We start from the raw sequence: 20,500 nt of genomic DNA, 5'->3' as shown, positions 1-20,500 counted from the left end.
TCGTGGTGTGGTTGTGGGGGGGGGTGCTCCACCCCCCCCGGGCCTTCTTTGTTGCCCCCCCCCCCCCCCCCCCCCCCCCCCCCCACCGCTGTGCCGGCGTCCGCCCGGTGACCTCCCGGCCGGACGGCGGAAACGGAAGGCCGGCACGGCGACGGGGCCGGCAGATGGTGTTGAATCCCTTTCGGGGCCCCGGTGCCGTACGGCGCCGGGGCCCTTCGACGCGTTGCACAGCGAGGTGACATGACAAGGGACCACCCTCTCCACGACCGTCTGGACGACGACGACTACCCCGCGTACACGATGGGCCGGGCCGCCGAGATGATCGGCGCCACTCCGGGTTTCCTCCGGGCCCTCGGTGAGGCCCGTCTGATCACTCCGCTCCGCTCGGAGGGAGGGCACCGCCGGTACTCCCGCTACCAGTTGCGGGTCGCCGCCCGGGCCCGCGAACTCGTCGACCGGGGGACTCCGATCGAGGCCGCCTGCCGCATCGTCATCCTCGAGGACCAGCTCGAGGAGGCCCAGCGCATCAACGCCGAGTACCGTCGCGCCGCGAACGAGGCGGCCGGGTCCTCCGACTGACCGCGGGGCCGGGGCCCGGCTGCCACGGTTCCGCCGGGAACGGGCCGCCGGGACCGCCGACTTCACCGCCGCCGCCACCGAACCGAAGGCGCCGGAGCCCGAACCGGGCGAGGCGGCGCACGGCGTGCCCGCGCCCCGCCGCCGAGGCGGCACGCGCGGCGGCGCACGGCGCCCGCTCCCCGAGCGGCTCCGAGAAGGAGCACGGTCGGCAGCGACCGGGGGAAACAGCGACGGCCGCGCCCGACGAGCGGTCGTGGGCCGAGGGGACCGGCGTGTACGCACGCCGGGGCGCCGAGCGGGGAGCACGGGGACGGGGCACTCGGCGTGCGCGCCCCGACCGCCGGGCGGCCGGCCCGCCCTCGGCGCCGGACGGCTCGTCACCCCGCGGAACGGGGACCGGCCCCGGGCACGCGGCACCCGGCCGGGACGGAACGGCGCGCGGCGGTCCGCACGCGCCCCGTCAGACCCACCAGATCGGGCTTCCGGGACACCAGGCACACTCTGGGGTGTAGTTCCCGTCGACGGAGGATGACTCACCCATGATCACGCTCACCAAGGAAGACGGTCCCGCCGACCTGGACGGAGTGACCCACCTGTCCATCGGTGTCTCCTGGGACCCCACCGCCGGCAGCAGCGGCGGGGTGCTGGGCAAGCTGCGCCGCAAGACCGGCACCGACCTCGACCTGATCGCCATAGCCATGAGCGGCGGGGACCCGGTGCGCCTCGCCGGTCTCGACTCGCTCGACCCCATGGGCAACGGTTCGCTGCAGCACAGCGGCGACAACCAGACCGGGCACGGCGACGGGGACGACGAGACGGTGACCGTCGAGTTCGCGCGGCTCCCCTCCGCCATCACGTCGGTCGTGTTCGTCGCCGCCGCCTACAAGAAGGGCAGTGCCTTCCAGAAGGCCCGCAACATCAGCTTCAAGGTCTACGACGCGACCGGGGGAAGCTCCCAGCAGGTCGCCGACATCTGGCCCAGCCTGCTCACCCAGGACAACGCCTGCGCCGTGGCCAAGGCCGTACGGGTGGGCAGCTCCTGGAAGCTGCAGGTGATCAACGAGACGGGGAAGATCAAGCAGGGCGACGAGCACGCCCTGATGCGGTTCGCCGTCAGCAAGTAGGACGGGGCGGACGGCGTCGTCGCCCCGCTCCCTAGCCGTAGACCACCGACCACGGACGCGGGGGGTCGTCCGGGGTGCGGGGGGCGCCCTCGCGTCCCGGGGCCGCCGTGTGGTCGCGGGCGAGGACGCCGGCCGCGAGTTCCGCGAAGCGGCGGGCGGCCGGGTGGGCCCCGCGGCCGGCGGGCCAGGCGCCGCCGATGCGCAGGGCGAGGGGGCGGTCGGCCAGGGGCCGCCAGGCGACGCGGGGCTCCTTGCGGGCCACCGGCCCCTGGTCGAAGGCGACCCCGTGACCCGCCGTCACGAGGGCGAGCAGGAACTCGGGGTTGGAGGCGTGCCGGAGGCGGCCGGGCACGAAGCCCGCGGCGCGGCACACGTCGAGGATCCGGTCGTACCAGCCGGGTGCGTGGGCCCGCGGGAAGAGCACCAGGTCGTGGCCCGAGAGCTCGTCGAGCGCCACCTCCGGCAGCCGGGCCAGCGGCGAGGTGCGGGGCAGGACGACCCCCAGGTCCAGCGAGATCCCGGGGCCGAGGTGCAGCGCGGTGGCGTCGACGGGGTGGTGCACGAGTCCGACGTCCAGGCCGCCGGAGGAGAGCAGCCGCACCTGCTCCTCGGTGGTGACCTCCTGGAGGTCGACGGAGAGTCCCGGAGCCTGTTCCGCGCAGGCGGCCAGCAGCGCGGACAGCACGGCGGCCGTGGTGTCGGGCGGCACCCCCGCGCGGAGCGTGCCGAGGCCGCCGGCGGCGGCGCGGCGGGCCAGCGTGCGCAGCCGCTCCTCCCGGGCGAGGAGGTCGTGGGCCTCCTCCAGCAGGGCCGCCCCGGCGGCGCTCAGCCGGACGCCGCGCTGCGAGCGGTCGAACAGCTCCGCACCCAGCTCCCGCTCCAGTCTGCGGATCGCCTGGCTGAGCGGCGGCTGCGCCATGCCCAGTCGCTCGGCGGCCCGGCTGAAGTGCAGTTCGTCGGCCACGGTGACGAAAAGACGCAGGTGGCGCAAGAGATCCACGGTAAAGATCGTACGCGTGATCGGAACGCGTCGGCAGCGGGAGGAAGCAGTGGTCGAGGAACGGATCCGGCAGGTCTTCGCCGGGGCGGGTGCCGAGGGACAGCTGCACGCCGTCCCCCTTCCCGCCCTCGCCCCCGTTCCCCGTCCCGCCCCCGCTCCCGTCCGCGGACGTGCGGAGAACGCCGGGGAGGCGGCCGGCGCGGAGCCGGGTGCCCGCGAGGTCGCCGTGGGGGCCGACGACCCCGTGGTGATCGCCTCGATCTTCAAGGTGCTGCTGGTGCTGGAGTTCGCCCGGCAGGCCGTCGCCGGCCAGCTCGACCCCCGGGAGCGGGTGCGGGTGACCGCGGCCGACCGGCTCGGCGGCTGGGGAACCGCCGGCTGCCTGGACGACGTCGAGCTGTCGCTGCGCGACCTGGCCCACTTCGCGATGTCGGTCAGCGACAACACGGCGGCCGACCTGCTGCTGGCCCGCGTCGGCCTGGACACCGTACGGCTGCTCGCGAAGGAGCTGGGACTGGAACGGACCCGGATCGTGGGCGGCCCGCGGGACCTGCTGGAGTCGATGCTCGCGGAGGTCGGGGCGCGCGACGAGCGGGAGTTCGCCGTCCGCTACCCCGCCCTGCCGGACGACCGCAAGAGACGGCTGGGCGTCCTGGACCCCCGCCACACCACCGCGAGCACGCCCCGCGAGATCACCCGGCTGCTCCGGCTCGTCTGGAGCGACGCCGCCGGGCCGCCGGAGGCCTGCGCGTTCGTCCGCGACCTGATGGGCCGTCAAGTGTTCCGCCACCGGCTGGCATCGGGCTTCCCCGACGACGTGGCGGTCGCGGCCAAGACCGGGACCCTGCCGGGACTGCACATGGAGGCGGGCGTCGCCCGCTACCCCGACGGCGCGTGCTACGCGATCGCCGTCTTCGCCCGCACCCGCGACCTGGCCGTCTCGCGGGCCACGGTGGACGCGGCGATCGGCAGGGCCGCCGGGATCGCGGTCGGCGCCCTCCGCGGGCACGGCGGCGGCCGGTGACCGGGGCGGATATGCGTTCGCGTATCGCCGGAGCCCGATTCCGGTCTTGGACAGGGGAGTCGGCGTCCTGATCTCCTGACGCCATGACCCAGGAATCCCCTGTCACGAACGGATCGGGCACCTCCTCCCGCGGGTTCGGCCGGCGCGCGCCCCGCGGGTTCGACCGGCGCACGGTGCTGCGCGGCGCCGCGCTCGGCGCGGCCTCCCCGCTGATCCCGGCCACGGCCGCCACGGCCGCCACCGCCGCGTCCGCCACGGCCGGTACCGGGGGCGGGGGCCGCGGCCCGGCCGCCGGCGCGGTGTCGTTCCGCTGGCTCGGCACCGCCGGCTGGCGGATCGACGCGGGCGGCCGGACGGTGCTCTTCGACCCGTACCTCACCCGTTTCCCCACGGGCCTGTTCGACGGCGCCTTCGACCCGCGGACCCCCCTGCGGACCCGGCCGGAGGCCGTGGACGCGCACATCGGGCGCCCCGAACTCGTCCTGGTCAGCCACTCCCACTGGGACCACCTCGCCGACGTGCCCCACATCGCCCGGACCACCGGTGCGCGTGTCGTCGGCACCGAGACCACGTACCACCTGCTGGTCTCCCTGGGGGTGGACGCGGGACAGATCTCCGTGGTGAAGGGCGGTGAGGTGCTGGACTTCGACGGGATCGTCGTCGAGGTCGTGCCGAGTCTGCACAGCCGCAACAAGAAGTGCTCCTACTTCGCCCCGGGCACGCTGAACGCCCCGCCCGCGACGGCCCCGAGCACCATCGCGGACCTGCCCGAGGGCGACACCCTCGCCTTCCGGGTGACCGCCGGGAGCGGCGGCCCGTCGGCGTTCCTCATGGGGGCGAGCGACTTCTCCGAGCGGGCGGTGCGGGGCCTGCGCCCCGACCTCGCGATGATCGCCGTGCCGGCCGGCACCGCCACCCACCGCTACGTGCCCCGGCTGCTGGGTGCCCTGGACCACCCCCGCGTGGTCGTCCCCGTCCACTGGGACAACTTCGAAGTGCCCCTGGCCGGCTCCCCCGAACGGGACCCGGCCATGGACCTGGACGCGTTCCTCGCCCAGGTCCGGGAGGCGTCCCCGGCCACGCGCGTCGTCGTCCCGGACTACCGCACGGTCTACGACGGCGCCATGCCCCCCGCGGGGCGGTAGCGGGCCGGCACGCTCCGGGCCCGGGGCGCGGGAGGCCGGCGGGGCTCAGGCCACCGGGTCCGGGCGGCCACCGCGGCGCAGCACGCGGGCGCACCAGCCGATGACCGCGGCGTTGACCAGCGCCCCGGCGACGATGGCGGCGACGACCGACGCGAGGCCCCCCGGCAGCGCGAGCAGCACCAGGCTGACCGGGGCGGTGGCGAGCATCGGGATGACGCCCGCCATGGACTCGCCCGTGTCGTCGAGGGCGCTCGCCACGAGCGCCCACACGAGCAGGGCGGCGCAGAGCGCGAGGTAGGAGAGGGAGAAGACGTTGCCGAAGAGGTGGCGCAGGCGGTGGGCGGAGGATCGGCCGGAATCGGTCATGACGGTGGGCTCCTAGGTTGTCGTGGTCGTGCCGGTTGTGGTGGTCGTGCCGGTGGTCGTGGTCGTGCCGGTGGTGCCGGTGGTGGGGGCGGTGACGGTTCCGGTGGTGGTGCCGGTCGTCCTGGTCGTGGGATCGCGACGGCCGTGGTGCGCAGGTGCCGCAGGAGTGCCGCAGGTGCCGCAGGAGCGGCGGAGGTGCCGGGGGGCGCGGGAGGTGTCAGAGGTGGGCGCCGGGTGGGTTCGGGCGGGCGAGGCCGAGGTCGTAGGCGAGGATCGTGGCCTGCACCCGGTCGCGCAGCCCGAGCTTGCGCAGCAACGCGTTCACGTGGGACTTCACCGTGCCGACGGTGATGCCGAGCTGCTCGCCGATCTCCGCGTTGGTGAGCCCGGACGCCACCAGGGCGAGGACGGACCGCTCCCGCCCGGTCAGGCCGTCCAGCTCGCGGGGGGTGTCCGCGGCCCCGGCGCCGGCCCCGGGGAACGCTCCGGAGGCGTAGTGGCCGATGAGCCGGCGGGTCGCGGACGGGGCGAGGACGCTCTCCCCCGCGGCCACCACCCGGATGCCGTGCAGCAGTTCGGCGGCGTGCACGTCCTTGAGCAGGAAGCCGGAGGCGCCGGCGCGCAGCGCCTCGAAGACGTACGCGTCGAGGTCGAAGGTGGTCAGCACCAGGACGCGGGGCGCGTCCTCGCGGTCGGTGATGATCCGGGTGGCGGCGATGCCGTCCAGCACGGGCATCCGGACGTCCATGACGACCACGTCGGGTGCCAGTTCCTCGGCGAGCCGCACCGCGGCGGCGCCGTCGGCCGCCTCGCCGACGACCGTCATGTCCTCCTCGGCGTCGATCACGGCGGCGAAGCCCGCCCGGACGATGCCCTGGTCGTCGACGACCAGCACGCTGAGGCTCATCGTTCCCTCTTCTCCTCGTCACCCTGCTCGGTGGCCGGCGCGGCGGCGGGCGGGGGCCCGTCCGATGCGCTCGGAGCGAGGGGCAGCCGGAGGCGGACCGTGCCCGCCGGACCGGTGGTCAGGGTGCCGTCGAGCGCCGTGACCCGCGCCGCCAGCCGCTCCCGCACGGCGGGGCCGGCGGCACCCGGCACTCCGGTGGCCGTGAGCGTCAACGTATCTCCGTCCGCGTCGAGTTCGATCACGGCGGGCTCCTCGCCCCCGGCCGTGAGCACCGTCTCGGCGGCGTGGTAGGCGGCCAGGTCCACGGCGGTGGGCAGGTGCTCCGGCACGCGGTCCGTCAGGCGTACCTCCACGTCCCGGCCGGTGGCCCGGGACTGGTGGGCGAGCAGGTCCAGGGCCTGGAGGGTGGGCTGCGGCCGCAGCGCGCGCTCCGCCTCGCCCTCCCGGACGGCGTCGAGGAGGGCGCGCATCGCGGCCAGGGCCTCGCGGGCGCGCTCGGCGGTCGCGTCGAGCCGTCCCGCCTCCGCCTCGGCGACCATGTCGGCGGTGCGCGCCAGCACGGTGGTCTCCAGTCCGGCGGCGATGCGGCGGCGCTCGGCCCACGCGTCCCGGACGGCTTCCCCGGTCCAGGCGGCGAGACGTTCCTCCCGGGTGCCCCGGGCGGCCCGGTCGCGCCGTCCGCGCAGCGTGCCGGCCCGGTGGGCCGCGCCGGCCGCCAGGCCCGCCCCGGCCGTCGTCCCCACGACGACCCACCAGCCGGGGACCGTCGTGCCCCGGTCCAGGACGGCGGCGGTGGCGGCCGCCGCGTGCACCGCCACGGCCGCGGCCGGGCCGGCCGACCGCGGCAGCGCCCGCGGACGGGGACCGCCCGCGACCGGGCCGGCGGCGGTGCGGGCCGCGTCCACCGCGAGCACCGCGCAGGTGGCGAGCATGCTCAGGCCGGGGGGCAGGAGGACCGGGCCGGTGTACTCGCCCGCCGCCATCGCCACCGGCCACAGGAGGGCCAGGGCGCACAGGACGACCCGGGCCGTGCGGGGCGCCCGGCGCAGCCACAGCAGCGCGACCGCCTGGGCCGCGGCCAGCAGCGCGAACAGCACGCCCGCGGACACCTGGGACGCGGTCGACGTCTCCTCCGCCCGCATGACCATCGTCGGGAGCATCGGCTGCAGGACGAGGCCGGCCGCGGCCGTCACCTGCGCCAGGCGGTAGTTCCGCGGGACGGACCGCTCCTCCGGGGCGGCGGTCCGGCCGGGCAGCTCCGCGCGCACCTGCCACCCGCCGTCCGCCGTCGGACCGCTGGTCAGGGTGCCGCCCGCCTCCCGCGCCCGGGAGCGCAGGAAGGCCTGGCCGCGCCCCCCGCCGAGGCCGGCACCGTGCGCCGCCGCGCCGGGCGGCGGAGCCGCGCTCGTGACCACGACGTCCGTACGCGTGTCGCCGTAGCGGCAGAGCACCCCGGTGCGGGCGCCGGGGGCGTACCGCGCCGCGTTGGTCAGCGCCTCGCGCACGATGCCGTACGCCGCGTCCGCGACGGCGCCGTCCGGCAGGGGGTCGATGTCGCAGTCCACCTGCCCGCCCAGTCGGCGGAACCCCGCGGCCAGGTCCAGCAACCGCTCCCGGGGCGAGGGCAGTTCCTCGCGCGAGGGCGACGGCGCCCGTACCGTGCCGAGCGCCCGGGTGACTTCCCGGCCGGTCTCGACCGCGAACCGGAGCGCCTCGTCGGCCAGTTCGGGACGGCGGTCGCGCAGCCCGAGCGCCGCGCCCGCCGTGACCACCACGGCCGTCAGGTGGTGGGCGCTGACGTCGTGCAACTCCCTCTCCATGCGGCGCCGTTCGGCCGCCGGGAGCCGGTGGCGCTCCGACTCGGCCCGCTTCAGCCGCTGCTCGGCCGCCTGCCGGGCGCGACGGGACCGCCGCACCCACAGGCCGGCCACGCACGCGGCGGCGTACAGCAGGGCGGTGAGGGCCAGGTCGAGCCCGTCGCGCTCGCTGAGCCCGTGCAGGCCGAGCCAGTACAGGAGCTGCCAGGCGGCGAGCGCCACCACGCACAACACGGCGGTGAAGGCGTCGCGTTCGGTCGCCACGGTGAACAGTGCCAGCGCGACGCCCGCGGTCCCGAGCACCGCCATCGCCCCGGCGGGCAGCGGCCCGGCGCCCAGCGCGCAGGCGGCGGCGACCAGGACGAGGGTGGTCACCGGGCGGGTGCGGCGCAGCGCGAGCGCGGCCGTCACCGACCCGGCGGCCAGGGCCGCCGGGAGCAGCACGGACGCGGCCGGGACGTCCCCGCGCACCAGCGCCGCCCCGGGCCACACCACGGCCTGGGCACAGATCAGAAGGACCGGGATCAACCGGTCGTCTTGTCGCTTCATGACGTGCCAAGGCTAGGGCGGCGACCGGTCCGCCCGGCTCCGGCTGAAGGGGGATTCCGCTCTCTTACCTGGGTTGCAGAGACGGGCGGCGGGCGGCCTGCTCCCCTGCGGAGCGACGACCTCCCCGCGGCGGACACCCGCCGCCGCGCACGCGGCCGGCACGGGCCGCCCCCGCCCTGCGCGCCCCCGTCGCAGCCGCCCACGGCCCCGGCAGGTGGACGGATGAGGGGGACGGAACCGGCCGAGCAGCGGACCGGCTCACGGCCTCTCCCCCGGAGCCGCTCCGTCGGCCTTCCCGGACGCCTCGTCCGGTGCCTCAGCGCCGGTGCCGGGGAACATCAGCCGTGCGCTGCGGCTGACCGCCCCCAGGGCCCCCAGCATGAGGCCGGTACGGAGCCATCTCATGCCGCCCTCCCAGTCCCGGGGGCTGCCGAAGACCCTCCAGAGCACGACGGCGATACCGAGCAGGAGGAGCGCTGTGCCGACGACGCGGCTTAACCGAGGATGCATGCGCTCATGATCCCGCGCACCGCGGCAGGTGTCCGTGACGGTCACCCCGTGGTGAGCGGGCTCACACGCTCCACCCGCACTCGCGGTCGCTCGAACCGCAGCTTCCCGAACCGGGGTTCCCGCGTTCTCGCTCCCGGCTGCCGGTCGCAGGCTTGCTCCGGACGGAGGTCCGGCAGCGCGGCTGAGACCGGGCGGGGTACGGCACGGCCATGGGGCTCAGTGGAGGACGACTCTCCAGCGTTCGACCCACCGGTACCAGTCGCCACCCGTTCCCCGGATCAGGACGCGGTCGTCCTCCAGCTGCCGGACGCTGCCGTACAACGTCGCGTGGGGAAGGTCCGCCCGTACGGTGTCGTGGATCTCCAGGTCGGCTTCCACGGGCCGGGACCAGGCGTGTCCACAGCGGTCGCAGGTGTAGCCGACGGCATCGGGCTCGGCGACGGAGGGCCTTGTGCCCGGGCGGACCGCTTCGTCCGAGCAGCGAGGGCACGGATCGGCAGTGTGAGGACCTATCAGACGAGACACCGGACGATCCTCCGGTACGGCAGCGAAGCACAGCAACCCCCACGGCCCTCAGCGCCCGGCACCGCCCCCACGGACCGGCCCGCAGCCTCCTCGCCTCCCACCATCGATTTCACAGACCCGCAGTCCGGAAGACCCCTGACACCCACCGCCGGCACCGACGCGGCCGCTCCCGTGCCCGGTCGTGCGGCGAACCACGGGGAACCCGGGAAGCCGGTCAGCCGCTCACCGGACGCCAGCACCGCTTCGCCGCAGGTCACCCCGGACGGAGGCCCCGAGCGCCCTGAACCTCCCGAGCTCAGGACGACGACAGCCGCGTCCTTCTCATGCCCGAGTGCCCGGAGGCCGGCGAGGACGCACCGGGGGAACGCCGCAGACTGCATGGAGCGGGGGAGTTGCACGCAGTCGCGGTTGCCGGCGAAGCCGTGAGGCGTGCCCCCGCCCACCCGGTCGGTCGGCCGGCAGGCGTCAGGGGGTGCACGCCGCCGCGATCGACACGCTGTTCTCGTAGAGGTGGTGGCGGGTGATCCGGCCGTCCTCGACGGTCAGGCGCAGCGCGAAGGGACCCGAGAAGGACTTGCCCGTCGCGCGGACGGTCCCCGAGAGGTGTCCCATCAGGACGGCGTCGGCGCCGTCCACGAGGAAGGTGTCGACGGAGGCGCGGCTGTCCTCGGGGACGGTGTGCTCGGCCAGTTCCGCGGCCTGGACGGCGCATTCGGCGGCGGTGGAGCGGGGCCGGATCCAGGGGACCACGGGGTTCTCGGCGAGCAGCCAGTCGACGCGGTCGGCGAAGAGGGCGGTGAGTCCCTCGACGTCCCCGGCGAGGCGGAGGGCGAGGAACTTCTGGACGGTGGCGCGGGTGGCGTCCGCGACGGTGGCGGCAGGGGCGGTGTTCGTCGTCATGGGGCCAGCCTGCCGGGGCGCCGCCGGAGCGTCGATTACGTCCGGGGTAAGGGCGGGACGTCAGCGCCGGGAGAAGCCGCCGGCGGGCGGTCCACGGCCCCGACCGGCCGGCGCGGACCATGCTTCGGCGTGTGCCGAAACGTTCCACCCTTAGCGTCGGGGACATGAAGATCGACACCCACCGGGTGATCCGGCCGAGCATCCTCTACTTCGGCACCCCCGTGGTCCTGCTGACCACCGAGAACGGCGACGGCACCTTCAACCTCGCCCCCGTCTCCTCCGCCTGGGCGCTGGGACAGCACGTCGTCCTGGGGGTGGGCGTCGAGAGCCGGACCGCGCGCAACCTCGCCGAGCACCCGGACCTGGTGATCAACGTGGCGTCGCCGGAGCTGTGGGAGCACGTGGAGCGCCTCGCCCCGCTCACCGGGGCCCACCCGGTGCCGGAGGGCAAGCGGGCGGCCTACCGGTACGAGCGCGACAAGTTCGCCGCGGCCGGTCTCACCCCGGCCGACTCCGACCTCGTGGCGCCGCCCCGGGTCGCCGAGTGCGCCCTGCAGCTGGAGGCGCGCGTCCGCGGCACGACACCCGGCGGGGCGGGGCTCTTCCTCGGCGTCGAGTGCGAGGTGCTGCGGGTCCACGCCGACGAACGCATCGTCGTGCCGGGCACCCACCACATCGACCCGGCGGTCTGGAGCCCCCTCATCTACAACTTCCGCCACTACCACGGCCTCACCCCGGAGGTCGGCCGCAACTTCCGCTCGGAGACCGCCGGGGACGCCGGGGGGACCGGGAAGGCCCGGAAGGCCGGGAGGACCGAGGACGCCACCCGAGCGGCGTGACCCACCGGGGCACCGCGACGGGTGAGCGGGGAGCGGGTTCGCGTTCGGAGCGGGGGGTCGTCGGGCAGGACGCGCAACGCCTCGTGGCGGCCGGGAGGACGTACGGCGCGGAAGTCGCGCCGGTCGAGCCGAGACGGACGCCGCGGCGCCCTCCTCCGGGGATTCCGGGGATGGTGCGCGGCGGAAGCTCTGGAGTTCCTCAAACCGCGCTTGGAGCGTCGGCCGTCCGGGGCATCTCCCCGTCACGAACCGCACGGACGATGACGGATGACGAAGGACAGGGGTGGGAGACATGGGGGACCTGATGATCGGGGGGATCATCCTCCTCGCGGTGGTCGCCGGGGTGGCGTGGCGAGGCCGCGGGTCGTCGCGGAAGCGCTCGAAGAGGGGCGACGGCGGTTGGGCGGACGGCTGGCTCGACGGGGGAGCCTCGTCCGACGGGGGAGGGTCGTCCTGCGGGGGCGGCGGGGGCGACTGACACCTGCCCGCGCCCGGAGGAGGTGCGGGAACGAGGGCGGTGCGCTCACGCGGCCCCACCGGACGCGGAAGCGGCAGGAAGGGGCCGCGGGCCGACGCGGCCCGGAGGGACTGCCGCAGGTACGGCGGTGATCGGGCGCCCGGCATGTTGAAGGGGCCCCGGGGCGCCACGGGGCACCCTCACTCGGCTAGGCTCATCCACCATGTCGCACCCTGATGGTCTGCTCGTCGACATCGTCACGATGGTGGAGAAGGAGCGGGACAGTCAGATGTCCCTCACCGTGGTGGTCCCCGGAGCCGTCATCACCGGACGGCTGGCGCCCGAGGCCCTGTGGCGGGAGCGCGTGGCCGAGGTGCTGCGGGACTCCGAACGGCTGGGGCGCTTCGCCGCACCGTTCACCGCGCCCACCGGCCGCACCGCCCCGCCCACCCACCTCCACTTCCACCTCGCCAAGATCCTCCAGGGGAGCTACGGCATCCCGGACACCGGCGGCATGTACCGCGTCGCGCTCGCCGACGTGAGCGCGTGGACCGTGGGGGCCATCGGGTACTCCGACGAATGACGGTGGCGGCGCCCGGTGACGGCCGCGGGACCCGGTGACGGCCGCGGGGCCCGCCGCGCCTTCCGGCCCCCCCGACGACCCCGCCGGGCCCCAGGGCCCTTCGTCCGGATCAGGCCGGACCCGCGTCAGTGCCCGCCCACCAGCTCACCGCTGAGCCGGTCGTGGAGGCGGGCGCTGGGGTCGTTCAGGCCCGTGATCTCGACCGTCTTGCCGCGCTGGGCGTACTTGGTCTCGATCGCGTCCAGGGCGGCGACGGAGGAGGCGTCCCAGATGTGGGCGGCGGACAGGTCGACGACGACGCGCTCGGGGTCGGTGGCGTAGTCGAACTGGCCGACGAGGTCGTTGGAGGAGGCGAAGAACAGCTCGCCGGTGACCCGGTAGACGACCGTGCCGCCGTCGGGGTCGACCACGGCGGTGACCTCGGCGAGGTGGGCGACGCGCTTGGCGAAGACGACCATGGCGGTGATCGTGCCGACGACGACACCGATCGCGAGGTTGTGGGTGGCCACGACGCAGACGACGGTGATCACCATGACGGCGATCTCCCCGGTCGGCATCCGCCTCAGGGTCTTCGGGGCGACGGAGTGCCAGTCGAAGGTGGCCACCGACACCATGATCATCACGGCGACCAACGCGGCCATGGGGATGTCGGAGACGACCGGGCCGAACACGATGCACAGCACCATCAGGAACGCGCCGGCGAGGAAGGTCGACAGACGGGTCCGCGCCCCGGACACCTTCACGTTGATCATCGTCTGGCCGATCATGGCGCAGCCGCCCATCCCGCCGAAGAACCCGGTGACGATGTTGGCGATGCCCTGGCCGACGGACTCGCGGGTCTTGGAGGAGTGGGTGTCGGTGATGTCGTCGACCAGTTTCGCGGTCATCAGCGACTCCATCAGGCCGACCAGGGCCATGGCGAACGCGTAGGGGGCGACGGTCGTCAGGGTGTCCGCCGTGAAGGGCACGTCGGGCAGGCCGGGCACGGGGAGGGAGGACGGCAGCTCGCCCTTGTCGCCCACGGTCGGCACGGCGATCCCGGCGGCGACCGTGATGACGGTGAGGATCACGATGGAGACCAGCGGGGCCGGGACCACGGTGGTGACCCTGGGGAAGAACACCATCAGGGCGAGGCCGCCGGCGATCAGGGGGTACACGGCCCACGGCACGTCGCGCATCTCGGGCACCTGGGCCATGAAGATCAGGATCGCCAGGGAGTTGACGAAGCCGACCATCACCGAGCGCGGCACGAACCGCATCAGCTTCGCCACGCCCAGCGCGCCGAGGACGATCTGGAAGACGCCGGCCAGGATCACCGCGGCGACGAGGTACCCGAAACCGTGCTCGCGGTTGAGCGGGGCGATGACGAGGGCGACGGCGCCGGTGGCCGCGGAGATCATCGCCCGGCGTCCACCGACGAACGCGATGGTGACGGCCATGGTGAAGGAGGCGAACAGGCCGACGGCGGGGTCGACGCCGGCGATGATCGAGAAGGAGATCGCCTCCGGGATCAGCGCGAGCGCGACGACCAGGCCGCCCAGGACCTCGGTCCGCCAGACCTTCGGATCGTTCAGCCAGTCGGGACGCGCGGCGCGCAGCCGTGCGGCGGGGGACGGTGCGGGAGAGGACAAGGAAGCGGTACCTGTCGTGCTCGGGCACGCTCCCGTGCGGGGGCGTGCGAAAGTGAGGGGAACGGAACGGAGGAGCCGGTGGCCGCGCGCGAACGCCGGTCCCGGGACGGCCCCGGTGGCTGCCGGCCGCGGGCGACGCCCGGCCCGCGGATCAGGGGCGGGACGTCCCGACGGGCTCCGCCGCACCGGGAGCGTCGTCGGCCCGGGCAGCACGGCCCTCGCCGCCGGACGGCAACTCTACCCTAACGTTAGGGTAGGGATCGGACGCGCCGGCCGGGGCGCCCCGGCGCGGACAGCCGGACGGGCCGGCGGACCCACAGGCCGACGGACCCACAGGTCGGCGGCCCCACAGGTCGACCGACCTGACAAACTCAACAGATCCAACAGATCCAACAGATCCAACAGATCCAGCAGACCTACAGGACGAGAAGGGCCGGAGCGGGCACGTGGAGGGCAGGCACATGCAGATCGGCGAGGTCGCCGAGCGGACCGAGCTGTCCCTGCGCACCATCCGGCACTACGAGGAGACCGGTCTCGTCGTCCCGTCGGCCCGTTCCCGGGGCGGATTCCGGCTCTACACGGAGGCCGACGTCGCCCGTCTGATGGTCATCCGGCGGATGAAGCCGCTGGGGTTCACCCTGGACCAGATGCGTGAACTGCTGGCCGCCACCGACCGGCTCGACGCGCAGGATCCGCCCGGCGAGGAGGAGCGGGAACGGCTGCTGGAGCAGGTGCGCGGCTTCGAGGAGGCGGCCCGACGGCGGGTGGCGGAGCTCCGCACGCAGCTGGCGCGGGCGGAGGAGTTCGCCGCGACCCTCCACGCGCGCCTGGAGAACGCCACCACGCCCGCCCGGTGACACCCGCGTCCCCCCGTCCCTCTCGCCCGTCCGGGGGCGCGGCGGTGCCGCGGCCCCTTCCGCACGCTCCCGGCCGCTCTGCGGAACAATCGCGGGTATGAGCATCGTCAAGATCAACGTACTCACCGTCCCCGAGGAGCAGCGCGAGACGCTGGAGCGGCGGTTCGCCGCGCGGGCGGGGGCGGTGGAGAGCTCGGACGGGTTCGAGTGGTTCGAGCTGCTGCGGCCCGTCGAGGGCACCGACACCTACCTCGTCTACACCCGCTGGCGGACCGAGGAGGACTTCCAGCGCTGGATGGCCGGCCGCGGCCAGGCCGCGCACGGGGGTGAGGGCGCGCAGGGCGACCGGCCCAAGCCGGCGGCCACGGACGCGACGCTGTGGTCGTTCGAGGTGGTCCAGCAGACCGGCCCCAAGCAGGGCTGACGCCACCGGTGCCCGGTCACGGCCCCGGGCGGGGCCGTGACCGGACGGGGCCGGAGCGCCCGGGTCAGGTGAGGGCGGCGAGCGTGCGGCGGGCGGCCTCGGCGACCAGCGGGTCGCTGGGGGCGTCCCCGCGGTCGGGGTGCTCGGTCAGGACGGCCAGCACCAGCGGTGCGACACGGGGCGGCCAGAGCACGGCGACGTCGTTGGCCCGGCCCCAGTCGGCGGTGCCGGTCTTGTCGCCCACCGTCCAGCCCCGGGGCACTGCGGCCCGGATGCGCCGGTCACCGGTGAGGTTGCGGACCAGCCAGTCCTTCAGCAGGGCGCGCTGCGCGGCGGGCAGGGCGTCGCCGAGCACCAGGGCGCGGTGGTCGGCGGCGATCGCCCGCGGGGTCGTGGTGTCGCGCGGGTCCCCGGGCGGGTTGCGGTTCAGCTCGGGCTCGTAGTGGTCCAGGCGGCTCACCCGGTCGCCGAGCCCGCGCAGGTACGCGGTGAGCGCGGGCGGACCGCCGAGGTCGCGCAGCAGCAGGTTGGCGGCCGTGTTGTCGCTGTACCGGACGGCGGCGTCGCACAGCTGCCGGACGGTCAGGCCGGTCGCGACGTGCCGCTCGGTGACCGGTGAGTGGGCGGCGAGGTCGGCCCGGGCGTAGGTGACCCGTTCGTCCAGGCGGGAGAGCGGGTTGTGGTGGAGGACCGCGGCGGCGGCGAGCGACTTGAAGGCGGAGCAGAACGCGAAGCGTTCGTCGGCGCGGTGGGCCACCGTCGCACCGGTGGCCGTGTCGACGGCGTACACCCCGACGCGGGCGCCGTACGCGCGCTCGAGGCCGGCGAGGCTGCGGGGGTCCACCGGGGCGGGGGCGCGGCGGCCCGGGGAGGCCGACGGGGCCGGGGAGGCCGGAGCCGTCGGGTCCTGGCCGCGCTCGCGCGCGGGGGCGGTGGTGGCGCATCCCGCCACGGGGGCGAGGGCAGCGGCCAGCAGCAGCGCGCGGCGGGAGGGACGGGCGGGCGATCCGGCGGGCACGTGGCACACTCCGTTCACGATGTCGCGGTCTCACGGGTTCATGCGGGGGACGGTTCGCGCGGGGGAAGCGGTCGGAAGGCGGGCCGGAGACGGTCAGGAAGCGGGGACGGCGGACAGCAGGGCGCGGATCACCGGGCCGGCCGAACCGCTTCCGGTGACACCCTCCTCGACCACGCAGGCCACGGCCACACCGTCCCGGTGGGCGACCATCCAGCCGTTGTTCTCCTGGTCGTCGGAGACCTCCGCGGTGCCGGTCTTGGCGCCGATCCCACCGGGCAGGTCGGCCAGGACGCGCGCCGTGCCCTCGGTGACCGTCGCCCGCATCAGCGCGCGCAGCTGGTCCACGACCTCCGGCGGGAGCGGGGTCGTGCGGGTCGTGTCCTCGGTGCCGGCGACGAGCGAGGGCTGGTGGAAGGTCCCGGACACGGCCGTGGCGGTGACCGACGCCATGACCAGCGGGTTGGCCTGGATCCGGCCCTGCCCGATCATCGACGCGGCCTTCTCCGTCGCGTCGCGCGGCACCGGCACGGAACCGTCGTACGAGGGGACGCCCACGTGCCACGTCTGGCCGACGCCGAAGTACTTCTCCGCCACCTCCCCGAGCTCGCCGTCGCCCAGCTCGTCGCGCAGGCCGATGAAGGCCGTGTTGCAGGACTCGGTGAAGCCCTTGCGGAAGGTGGCCCCCGGGTGTTCGGAGGTCTCCACGTTCTGGAACCGCTTGCCGACCGTGAGGTACTTGGGGCAGCCCACGACGTCGTCGGGGGCGACCGCGCCCTTGAGCAGCAGGGCGCCGCTGGTGACGATCTTCCAGGTGGAGCCGGGCGCGTAGGTGCCGGAGACCGCGCGGTTGAAGCCGGACGCGGGCGCGTTGGCGACGGCGAGGACCTCCCCGTCGTCGACGCGCAGGGCGACCAGCGCGGCGTTCTTCCCGCCGGCCTCGGCGAGGGCGCGTTCCGCGGCCGACTGCCAGTCGGCGTCCAGGGTGGTGCGGACGGGGCCGTCGTTCTTCACGGTGTCCCCGCCGCCGAAGGACGCCTCCGTGCGCACCACCTTCCCCGTCGCCCGGTCGACGAGGCGCACCGCGCCGCGCGCGCCGCCGCCCCGGCCGCCCGCGAGCCGGGCGAGGACGGGGGCGAGCGAGGGGTGGGAGTCCGCGGACAGGGTGGCGCCGTCGCGGTCGAGCGCCCGGACGGGCTCGGCCTCCTCGCGGTCCAGGCGGAACTTGTGGCCGCCGTCGAGCCGCGGGTGGACGAGCGACATCCTCCAGTCCACCTTCCAGGCGCCGTCGGCCTGCTCCCGCAGCGGCAGCGCGGAGGTGTACGTCCAGGTGCCGAGGCCGGTGACCGGCATGCGTGCGGTGAAGGGCACCGTGACGGTGCCGTCGCCGGTCTCCTCCGGCGTCCCGGCCGCGAGGTCCGGTCCGGTGATCTCGAGTCCCTCGGTGAAGCCGTGCAGCACCTGCCGGGCGCGGTCGGGGCTGGTGGTCCGGGCGGCGGCGTCCGGCAGGTGTCCGGCGGCCCAGTCGGCGAGGAACGCCCGGGCCTCGGCCACCGCGTCCGGGTCGGGGCCGTCCTCGCCGGCGAAGGGACCGAGACCGGCCGCGTACGCCCCGCCCGCCGCGACCGCGGCCGCCACCGCCACCGCGGTGAGGGCCTTGGCCGCCCGGCGCGGGCGGGAAGGGGGAGGACCGGGTCGGAGGGGGTCGGCGTGGGTGTGGATGTCCATGCCCCGAGAACAGCAGGGGCCGGGGCCTTCCGTCCAAGTACCGGATCGGTCTGGGCCGATAAACACTCGATATGGTGGCTGGTCGTGGACCTGGTGCGGCACCCGGAGTGCTGCGCGGCTGTTGCGGAACCGTCACACTCCGGACGGACCGCGGCCCGTGACACGGCCCCGCGGAGGCGAACGTGACACGGCCCCGCGAGGGCGAACGTGACACGCACGGACGGGAACAGGGGCCCGCACCGAAGTGCGAGCCCCTGTCGAATCCCTGCGTGCGGGTCAGGCGGGGACGATGTTCTCCGCCTGCGGGCCCTTCTGGCCCTGGGTGACGTCGAAGGTCACCTTCTGGCCCTCCTGGAGCTCACGGAAGCCCGAGGTGGCGATGTTCGAGTAGTGGGCGAAGACGTCGGCGCCGCCGCCGTCCTGCTCGATGAAACCGAAGCCCTTTTCCGAGTTGAACCACTTCACGGTACCGGTGGCCATATCACTTCTCCTGAGACAGTGCCGGGAAATCGCACTTCGCGAATTCCCTCATCGTCGCGATGATCACCTGCCCGGAGACCCGGTAGCAAACTGGCAACCACAACTGCAACAGCCATGAGCCTAGCACGGGGAGCAGCCGCGACGAGGAAAAGGAAAATCACCGGGAAAATATCGGCAGCGCATTCGGGGAGAGATATTTCCGCGGCGGAGGGCGAGTTTCTGCTCCGGCGGAGGCAGATTCCTCACCGGTGCCCGCGGGCGGCGTCCCCGTCGCCCCGGCGCAGCTCCTCGTTGGCCCGCTCGGCCCGCTCCAGCCGCTCCTCCAGGCTGATGATGCGGCACGCGGCGTCGACCGGCGTCCCCTGGTCGACGAGTTCCCGGGCCCGGGCGGCCAGCCTCAGCTGGTGGCGCGAGTAACGGCGGTGACCGCCCCCGGAGCGCACCGGGGCGATCAGCCGCGCCTCGTCGAGGGCGCGGAGGAAAGCGGGTGTGGCTCCGACCAGTTCCGCCGCCCGGCCCATGGTGTAGGCCGGGAAATGATCGTCGTCGAGCCGGTCGGCGACCGGGAGCCGATCGGTGTCCGGTGGCCGGGCGTCGACGTGCGGCTGACTTTCCGAGGGCATACGCACCTTCCCGCGGACCGTGAGCGTAAACGGCCCGCCGCGGGGACGGGTTCCCCACAGGAGAACTCTAGTCGGCCCGACGGAAAATCTGCTGTGGCGAGGACAGGTCCACCGCTCCCCGGGCGTCGCCCGTGCGGGTGAGGCGGTGCGGACCGCGCCGCCGACGGGATCCGCACCGGTCGTGGACGTGCCGGTCGCGGTGACGGGAGTGGCCGCACCGGGCCCCGCGGGGAGCCGGCCGGATCTCACCCGGGCGGAGGGCGTCCCCCTGGCCCCACCCGGGCGGGGATGTTCCGGAAGGGCCGAGCCGGTCGCCCCGGTGCCGTCGTCGGCCACGGCGTTGCTGCCACCGGCCGCCGGTGGTGTCGTCACCTGCCGCGGTGGTGCCGTCGCCGACCGCCGGTGGTGTCGTCACCTGCCGCGGTGGTGCCGTCGCCGACCGCCGGTGGTGTCGTCACCGACCACGGTGGTGCTGCCGCGCCCCGCGGCGCTCGGTGTCGGCCGCGGCGTCCTCCCCGTGCACCGCGCGGAGGACGGGGAGAAGGCGGGCCTCCCGGGCCGCGCGGCGTGCCGCGCGGGCGGAGGCCGGCGCCGGAGGCGCGGAGCACGGCCTCCGGATGGCGCGCGGGGTCTCACGGACGGCGTGGGGCCGCCCGGCGACTCGATGCCGGACGGCCCTCGGGGAAACGCGGTACCGGGGAGACCGGGACGGGCCCCGAGCTGCACACGTGGGGACGCGACGGCCCGGCCCGGCCTTCCCTCCGGCCGCAATCTGCCACCCCGTGGGGCGGGCCGCCCGCCGGGACGGGCCGAACGAGGGGCGGCCCGCGCCGGGGATCCACCCCGGGGCGGGCCGCCCAGCCCTTCGAACCTTCCGAGAGCTTTATCACATTTTTTCGTCCATAATCGGACCATGAGCACCGCAGCGTATGAACTTCTGGCCGCGAGTCCCCCCGTGTGGAACCTGGTCGCGGCCTTCATCGGCGGGCTGGTGATAGCCGGCGCGTTGATCTGGGCCGTACGGATCGGCATGCGGGTCATGGACCGTGAGGAGCACCGCCCCACTCCCGAGGAGCAGCCGAAGCTTCCGGACGGCGGCGCGATCCGCGAGATGCGGGAGGTGCGCGAGCCGGACGAGATGCCCCTGATCGCGAGGAGCGGCTCCCGGCTCATGCCGTACGAGATCCACCACGCCAGTACCAGGACGGGCAAGGACCAGGTCCGCAAGCGCTGGCTGCCCGGCTCCAGCGGCGGCTTCGGCAGCGGCGGCCCGGGACACGTCTGACCGTCCCCTCCCCGGAGGGGACCGCGCGCTCCCCCGGAAGGGCCCGCGCGGGGACCCGTCCGGGAGGGGTTCCGTGGGGGCGGGGGGGGGGGGGGGGGGGGGGGGGTGGGGGTGGAGAGGGGGGAGGGAGAG

21 protein-coding genes and 1 pseudogene are annotated in these 20,500 nt (G+C 75.0%); 9 read left to right on the top strand and 13 right to left on the bottom strand.

The features are described from left to right. Positions 1–240 precede the first annotated feature (240 nt). Both ACZ56B_RS30210 and ACZ56B_RS30205 read left to right on the top strand, forming a co-directional pair. Positions 241–579 (top strand): MerR family transcriptional regulator, encoded by a 339-nt coding sequence (locus ACZ56B_RS30210; protein WP_468797390.1) that lies wholly within the window; start codon positions 241–243, stop codon positions 577–579. Positions 580–1,118: 539 nt separating this feature from the next. Then, on the top strand, positions 1,119–1,703 hold the full coding sequence (locus ACZ56B_RS30205; protein WP_468797388.1) for a TerD family protein: 585 nt from the start codon (positions 1,119–1,121) through the stop codon (positions 1,701–1,703). Positions 1,704–1,734: 31 nt separating this feature from the next. On the opposite strand, the gene ACZ56B_RS30200 is transcribed toward ACZ56B_RS30205, so the two are convergent. After that, entirely contained in the window at positions 1,735–2,694 is a 960-nt protein-coding gene (locus tag ACZ56B_RS30200) for a LysR family transcriptional regulator (protein WP_468797396.1), read from the bottom strand. A gap of 58 nt (positions 2,695–2,752) precedes the next feature. On the opposite strand from ACZ56B_RS30200, the gene ACZ56B_RS30195 reads away from it, so the two are divergent. Both ACZ56B_RS30195 and ACZ56B_RS30190 read left to right on the top strand, forming a co-directional pair. Beyond that, positions 2,753–3,727 carry a serine hydrolase gene (locus ACZ56B_RS30195; RefSeq protein WP_468797394.1) on the top strand — a complete coding sequence of 325 codons (975 nt, stop codon included), beginning with the start codon at positions 2,753–2,755 and terminating at the stop codon, positions 3,725–3,727. A gap of 83 nt (positions 3,728–3,810) precedes the next feature. Beyond that, the gene (locus ACZ56B_RS30190) at positions 3,811–4,872 is read left to right on the top strand and encodes an MBL fold metallo-hydrolase (RefSeq protein ID WP_468797386.1); all 1,062 of its coding nucleotides are present in this window, start codon (positions 3,811–3,813) and stop codon (positions 4,870–4,872) included. 45 nt (positions 4,873–4,917) lie between these two features. On the opposite strand, the gene ACZ56B_RS30185 is transcribed toward ACZ56B_RS30190, so the two are convergent. From ACZ56B_RS30185 to ACZ56B_RS30160, 6 genes are all read right to left on the bottom strand, one after another. Then, positions 4,918–5,238, bottom strand: a complete 321-nt coding sequence (locus tag ACZ56B_RS30185; RefSeq protein WP_468797384.1) for an SCO4225 family membrane protein — start codon at positions 5,236–5,238, stop codon at positions 4,918–4,920. Between the two features lie 217 nt (positions 5,239–5,455). Beyond that, positions 5,456–6,145, bottom strand: a complete 690-nt coding sequence (locus ACZ56B_RS30180; RefSeq protein WP_468797382.1) for a response regulator — start codon at positions 6,143–6,145, stop codon at positions 5,456–5,458. Beyond that, on the bottom strand, positions 6,142–8,511 hold the full coding sequence (locus ACZ56B_RS30175; protein ID WP_468797380.1) for a sensor histidine kinase: 2,370 nt from the start codon (positions 8,509–8,511) through the stop codon (positions 6,142–6,144). The genes ACZ56B_RS30180 and ACZ56B_RS30175 overlap by 4 nt, the downstream gene beginning before the upstream one ends. A 258-nt stretch (positions 8,512–8,769) precedes the next feature. After that, on the bottom strand, positions 8,770–9,021 hold the full coding sequence (locus ACZ56B_RS30170) for a hypothetical protein (RefSeq protein WP_468797378.1): 252 nt from the start codon (positions 9,019–9,021) through the stop codon (positions 8,770–8,772). Between the two features lie 216 nt (positions 9,022–9,237). Beyond that, entirely contained in the window at positions 9,238–9,399 is a 162-nt protein-coding gene (locus tag ACZ56B_RS30165; protein WP_468797376.1) for a hypothetical protein, read from the bottom strand. Between the two features lie 612 nt (positions 9,400–10,011). Beyond that, positions 10,012–10,446, bottom strand: coding sequence for a nuclear transport factor 2 family protein (locus ACZ56B_RS30160; RefSeq protein WP_468797374.1), 435 nt, complete (start codon positions 10,444–10,446; stop codon positions 10,012–10,014). A gap of 164 nt (positions 10,447–10,610) precedes the next feature. Here ACZ56B_RS30160 and ACZ56B_RS30155 point away from each other — a divergent pair, with 164 nt between their 5' ends. Continuing rightward, positions 10,611–11,285 (top strand): flavin reductase family protein, encoded by a 675-nt coding sequence (locus ACZ56B_RS30155; protein ID WP_468797372.1) that lies wholly within the window; start codon positions 10,611–10,613, stop codon positions 11,283–11,285. Positions 11,286–11,332: 47 nt separating this feature from the next. Here the strand turns inward: ACZ56B_RS30155 and ACZ56B_RS30150 are convergent. After that, positions 11,333–11,413, bottom strand: a pseudogene (locus ACZ56B_RS30150) (VapC toxin family PIN domain ribonuclease); the annotation flags it as partial. 552 nt (positions 11,414–11,965) lie between these two features. On the opposite strand from ACZ56B_RS30150, the gene ACZ56B_RS30145 reads away from it, so the two are divergent. Next, positions 11,966–12,325, top strand: coding sequence for a hypothetical protein (locus tag ACZ56B_RS30145; protein WP_468797370.1), 360 nt, complete (start codon positions 11,966–11,968; stop codon positions 12,323–12,325). Positions 12,326–12,450: 125 nt separating this feature from the next. On the opposite strand, the gene ACZ56B_RS30140 is transcribed toward ACZ56B_RS30145, so the two are convergent. Further along, positions 12,451–13,956: a SulP family inorganic anion transporter gene (locus ACZ56B_RS30140; protein WP_468797368.1), complete on the bottom strand. Its 1,506-nt coding sequence runs from the start codon at positions 13,954–13,956 to the stop codon at positions 12,451–12,453. A 446-nt stretch (positions 13,957–14,402) separates the two neighbouring features. On the opposite strand from ACZ56B_RS30140, the gene ACZ56B_RS30135 reads away from it, so the two are divergent. Together ACZ56B_RS30135 and ACZ56B_RS30130 are read left to right on the top strand one after the other, a co-directional pair. After that, entirely contained in the window at positions 14,403–14,813 is a 411-nt protein-coding gene (locus ACZ56B_RS30135) for a MerR family transcriptional regulator (RefSeq protein WP_468797366.1), read from the top strand. A gap of 97 nt (positions 14,814–14,910) precedes the next feature. Next, the gene (locus ACZ56B_RS30130; protein ID WP_468797364.1) at positions 14,911–15,237 is read left to right on the top strand and encodes an antibiotic biosynthesis monooxygenase family protein; all 327 of its coding nucleotides are present in this window, start codon (positions 14,911–14,913) and stop codon (positions 15,235–15,237) included. Between the two features lie 64 nt (positions 15,238–15,301). On the opposite strand, the gene bla is transcribed toward ACZ56B_RS30130, so the two are convergent. From bla to ACZ56B_RS30110, 4 genes are all read right to left on the bottom strand, one after another. Beyond that, entirely contained in the window at positions 15,302–16,189 is an 888-nt protein-coding gene (bla, locus tag ACZ56B_RS30125) for a class A beta-lactamase (RefSeq protein ID WP_468797392.1), read from the bottom strand. Positions 16,190–16,348: 159 nt separating this feature from the next. Next, positions 16,349–17,980: a penicillin-binding transpeptidase domain-containing protein gene (locus tag ACZ56B_RS30120; protein ID WP_468797362.1), complete on the bottom strand. Its 1,632-nt coding sequence runs from the start codon at positions 17,978–17,980 to the stop codon at positions 16,349–16,351. Between the two features lie 276 nt (positions 17,981–18,256). Then, positions 18,257–18,460 carry a cold-shock protein gene (locus ACZ56B_RS30115; RefSeq protein ID WP_004985680.1) on the bottom strand — a complete coding sequence of 68 codons (204 nt, stop codon included), beginning with the start codon at positions 18,458–18,460 and terminating at the stop codon, positions 18,257–18,259. Between the two features lie 242 nt (positions 18,461–18,702). Beyond that, positions 18,703–19,083 carry a MerR family transcriptional regulator gene (locus tag ACZ56B_RS30110; RefSeq protein WP_468797359.1) on the bottom strand — a complete coding sequence of 127 codons (381 nt, stop codon included), beginning with the start codon at positions 19,081–19,083 and terminating at the stop codon, positions 18,703–18,705. 913 nt (positions 19,084–19,996) lie between these two features. Here ACZ56B_RS30110 and ACZ56B_RS30105 point away from each other — a divergent pair. Beyond that, positions 19,997–20,368 carry a DUF6479 family protein gene (locus ACZ56B_RS30105; RefSeq protein ID WP_468797357.1) on the top strand — a complete coding sequence of 124 codons (372 nt, stop codon included), beginning with the start codon at positions 19,997–19,999 and terminating at the stop codon, positions 20,366–20,368. Positions 20,369–20,500: the final 132 nt, after the last annotated feature.

This window comes from Streptomyces sp. NPDC034670 (assembly GCF_055574875.1).
This window is presented reverse-complemented; position numbering and strand designations above follow the sequence as displayed.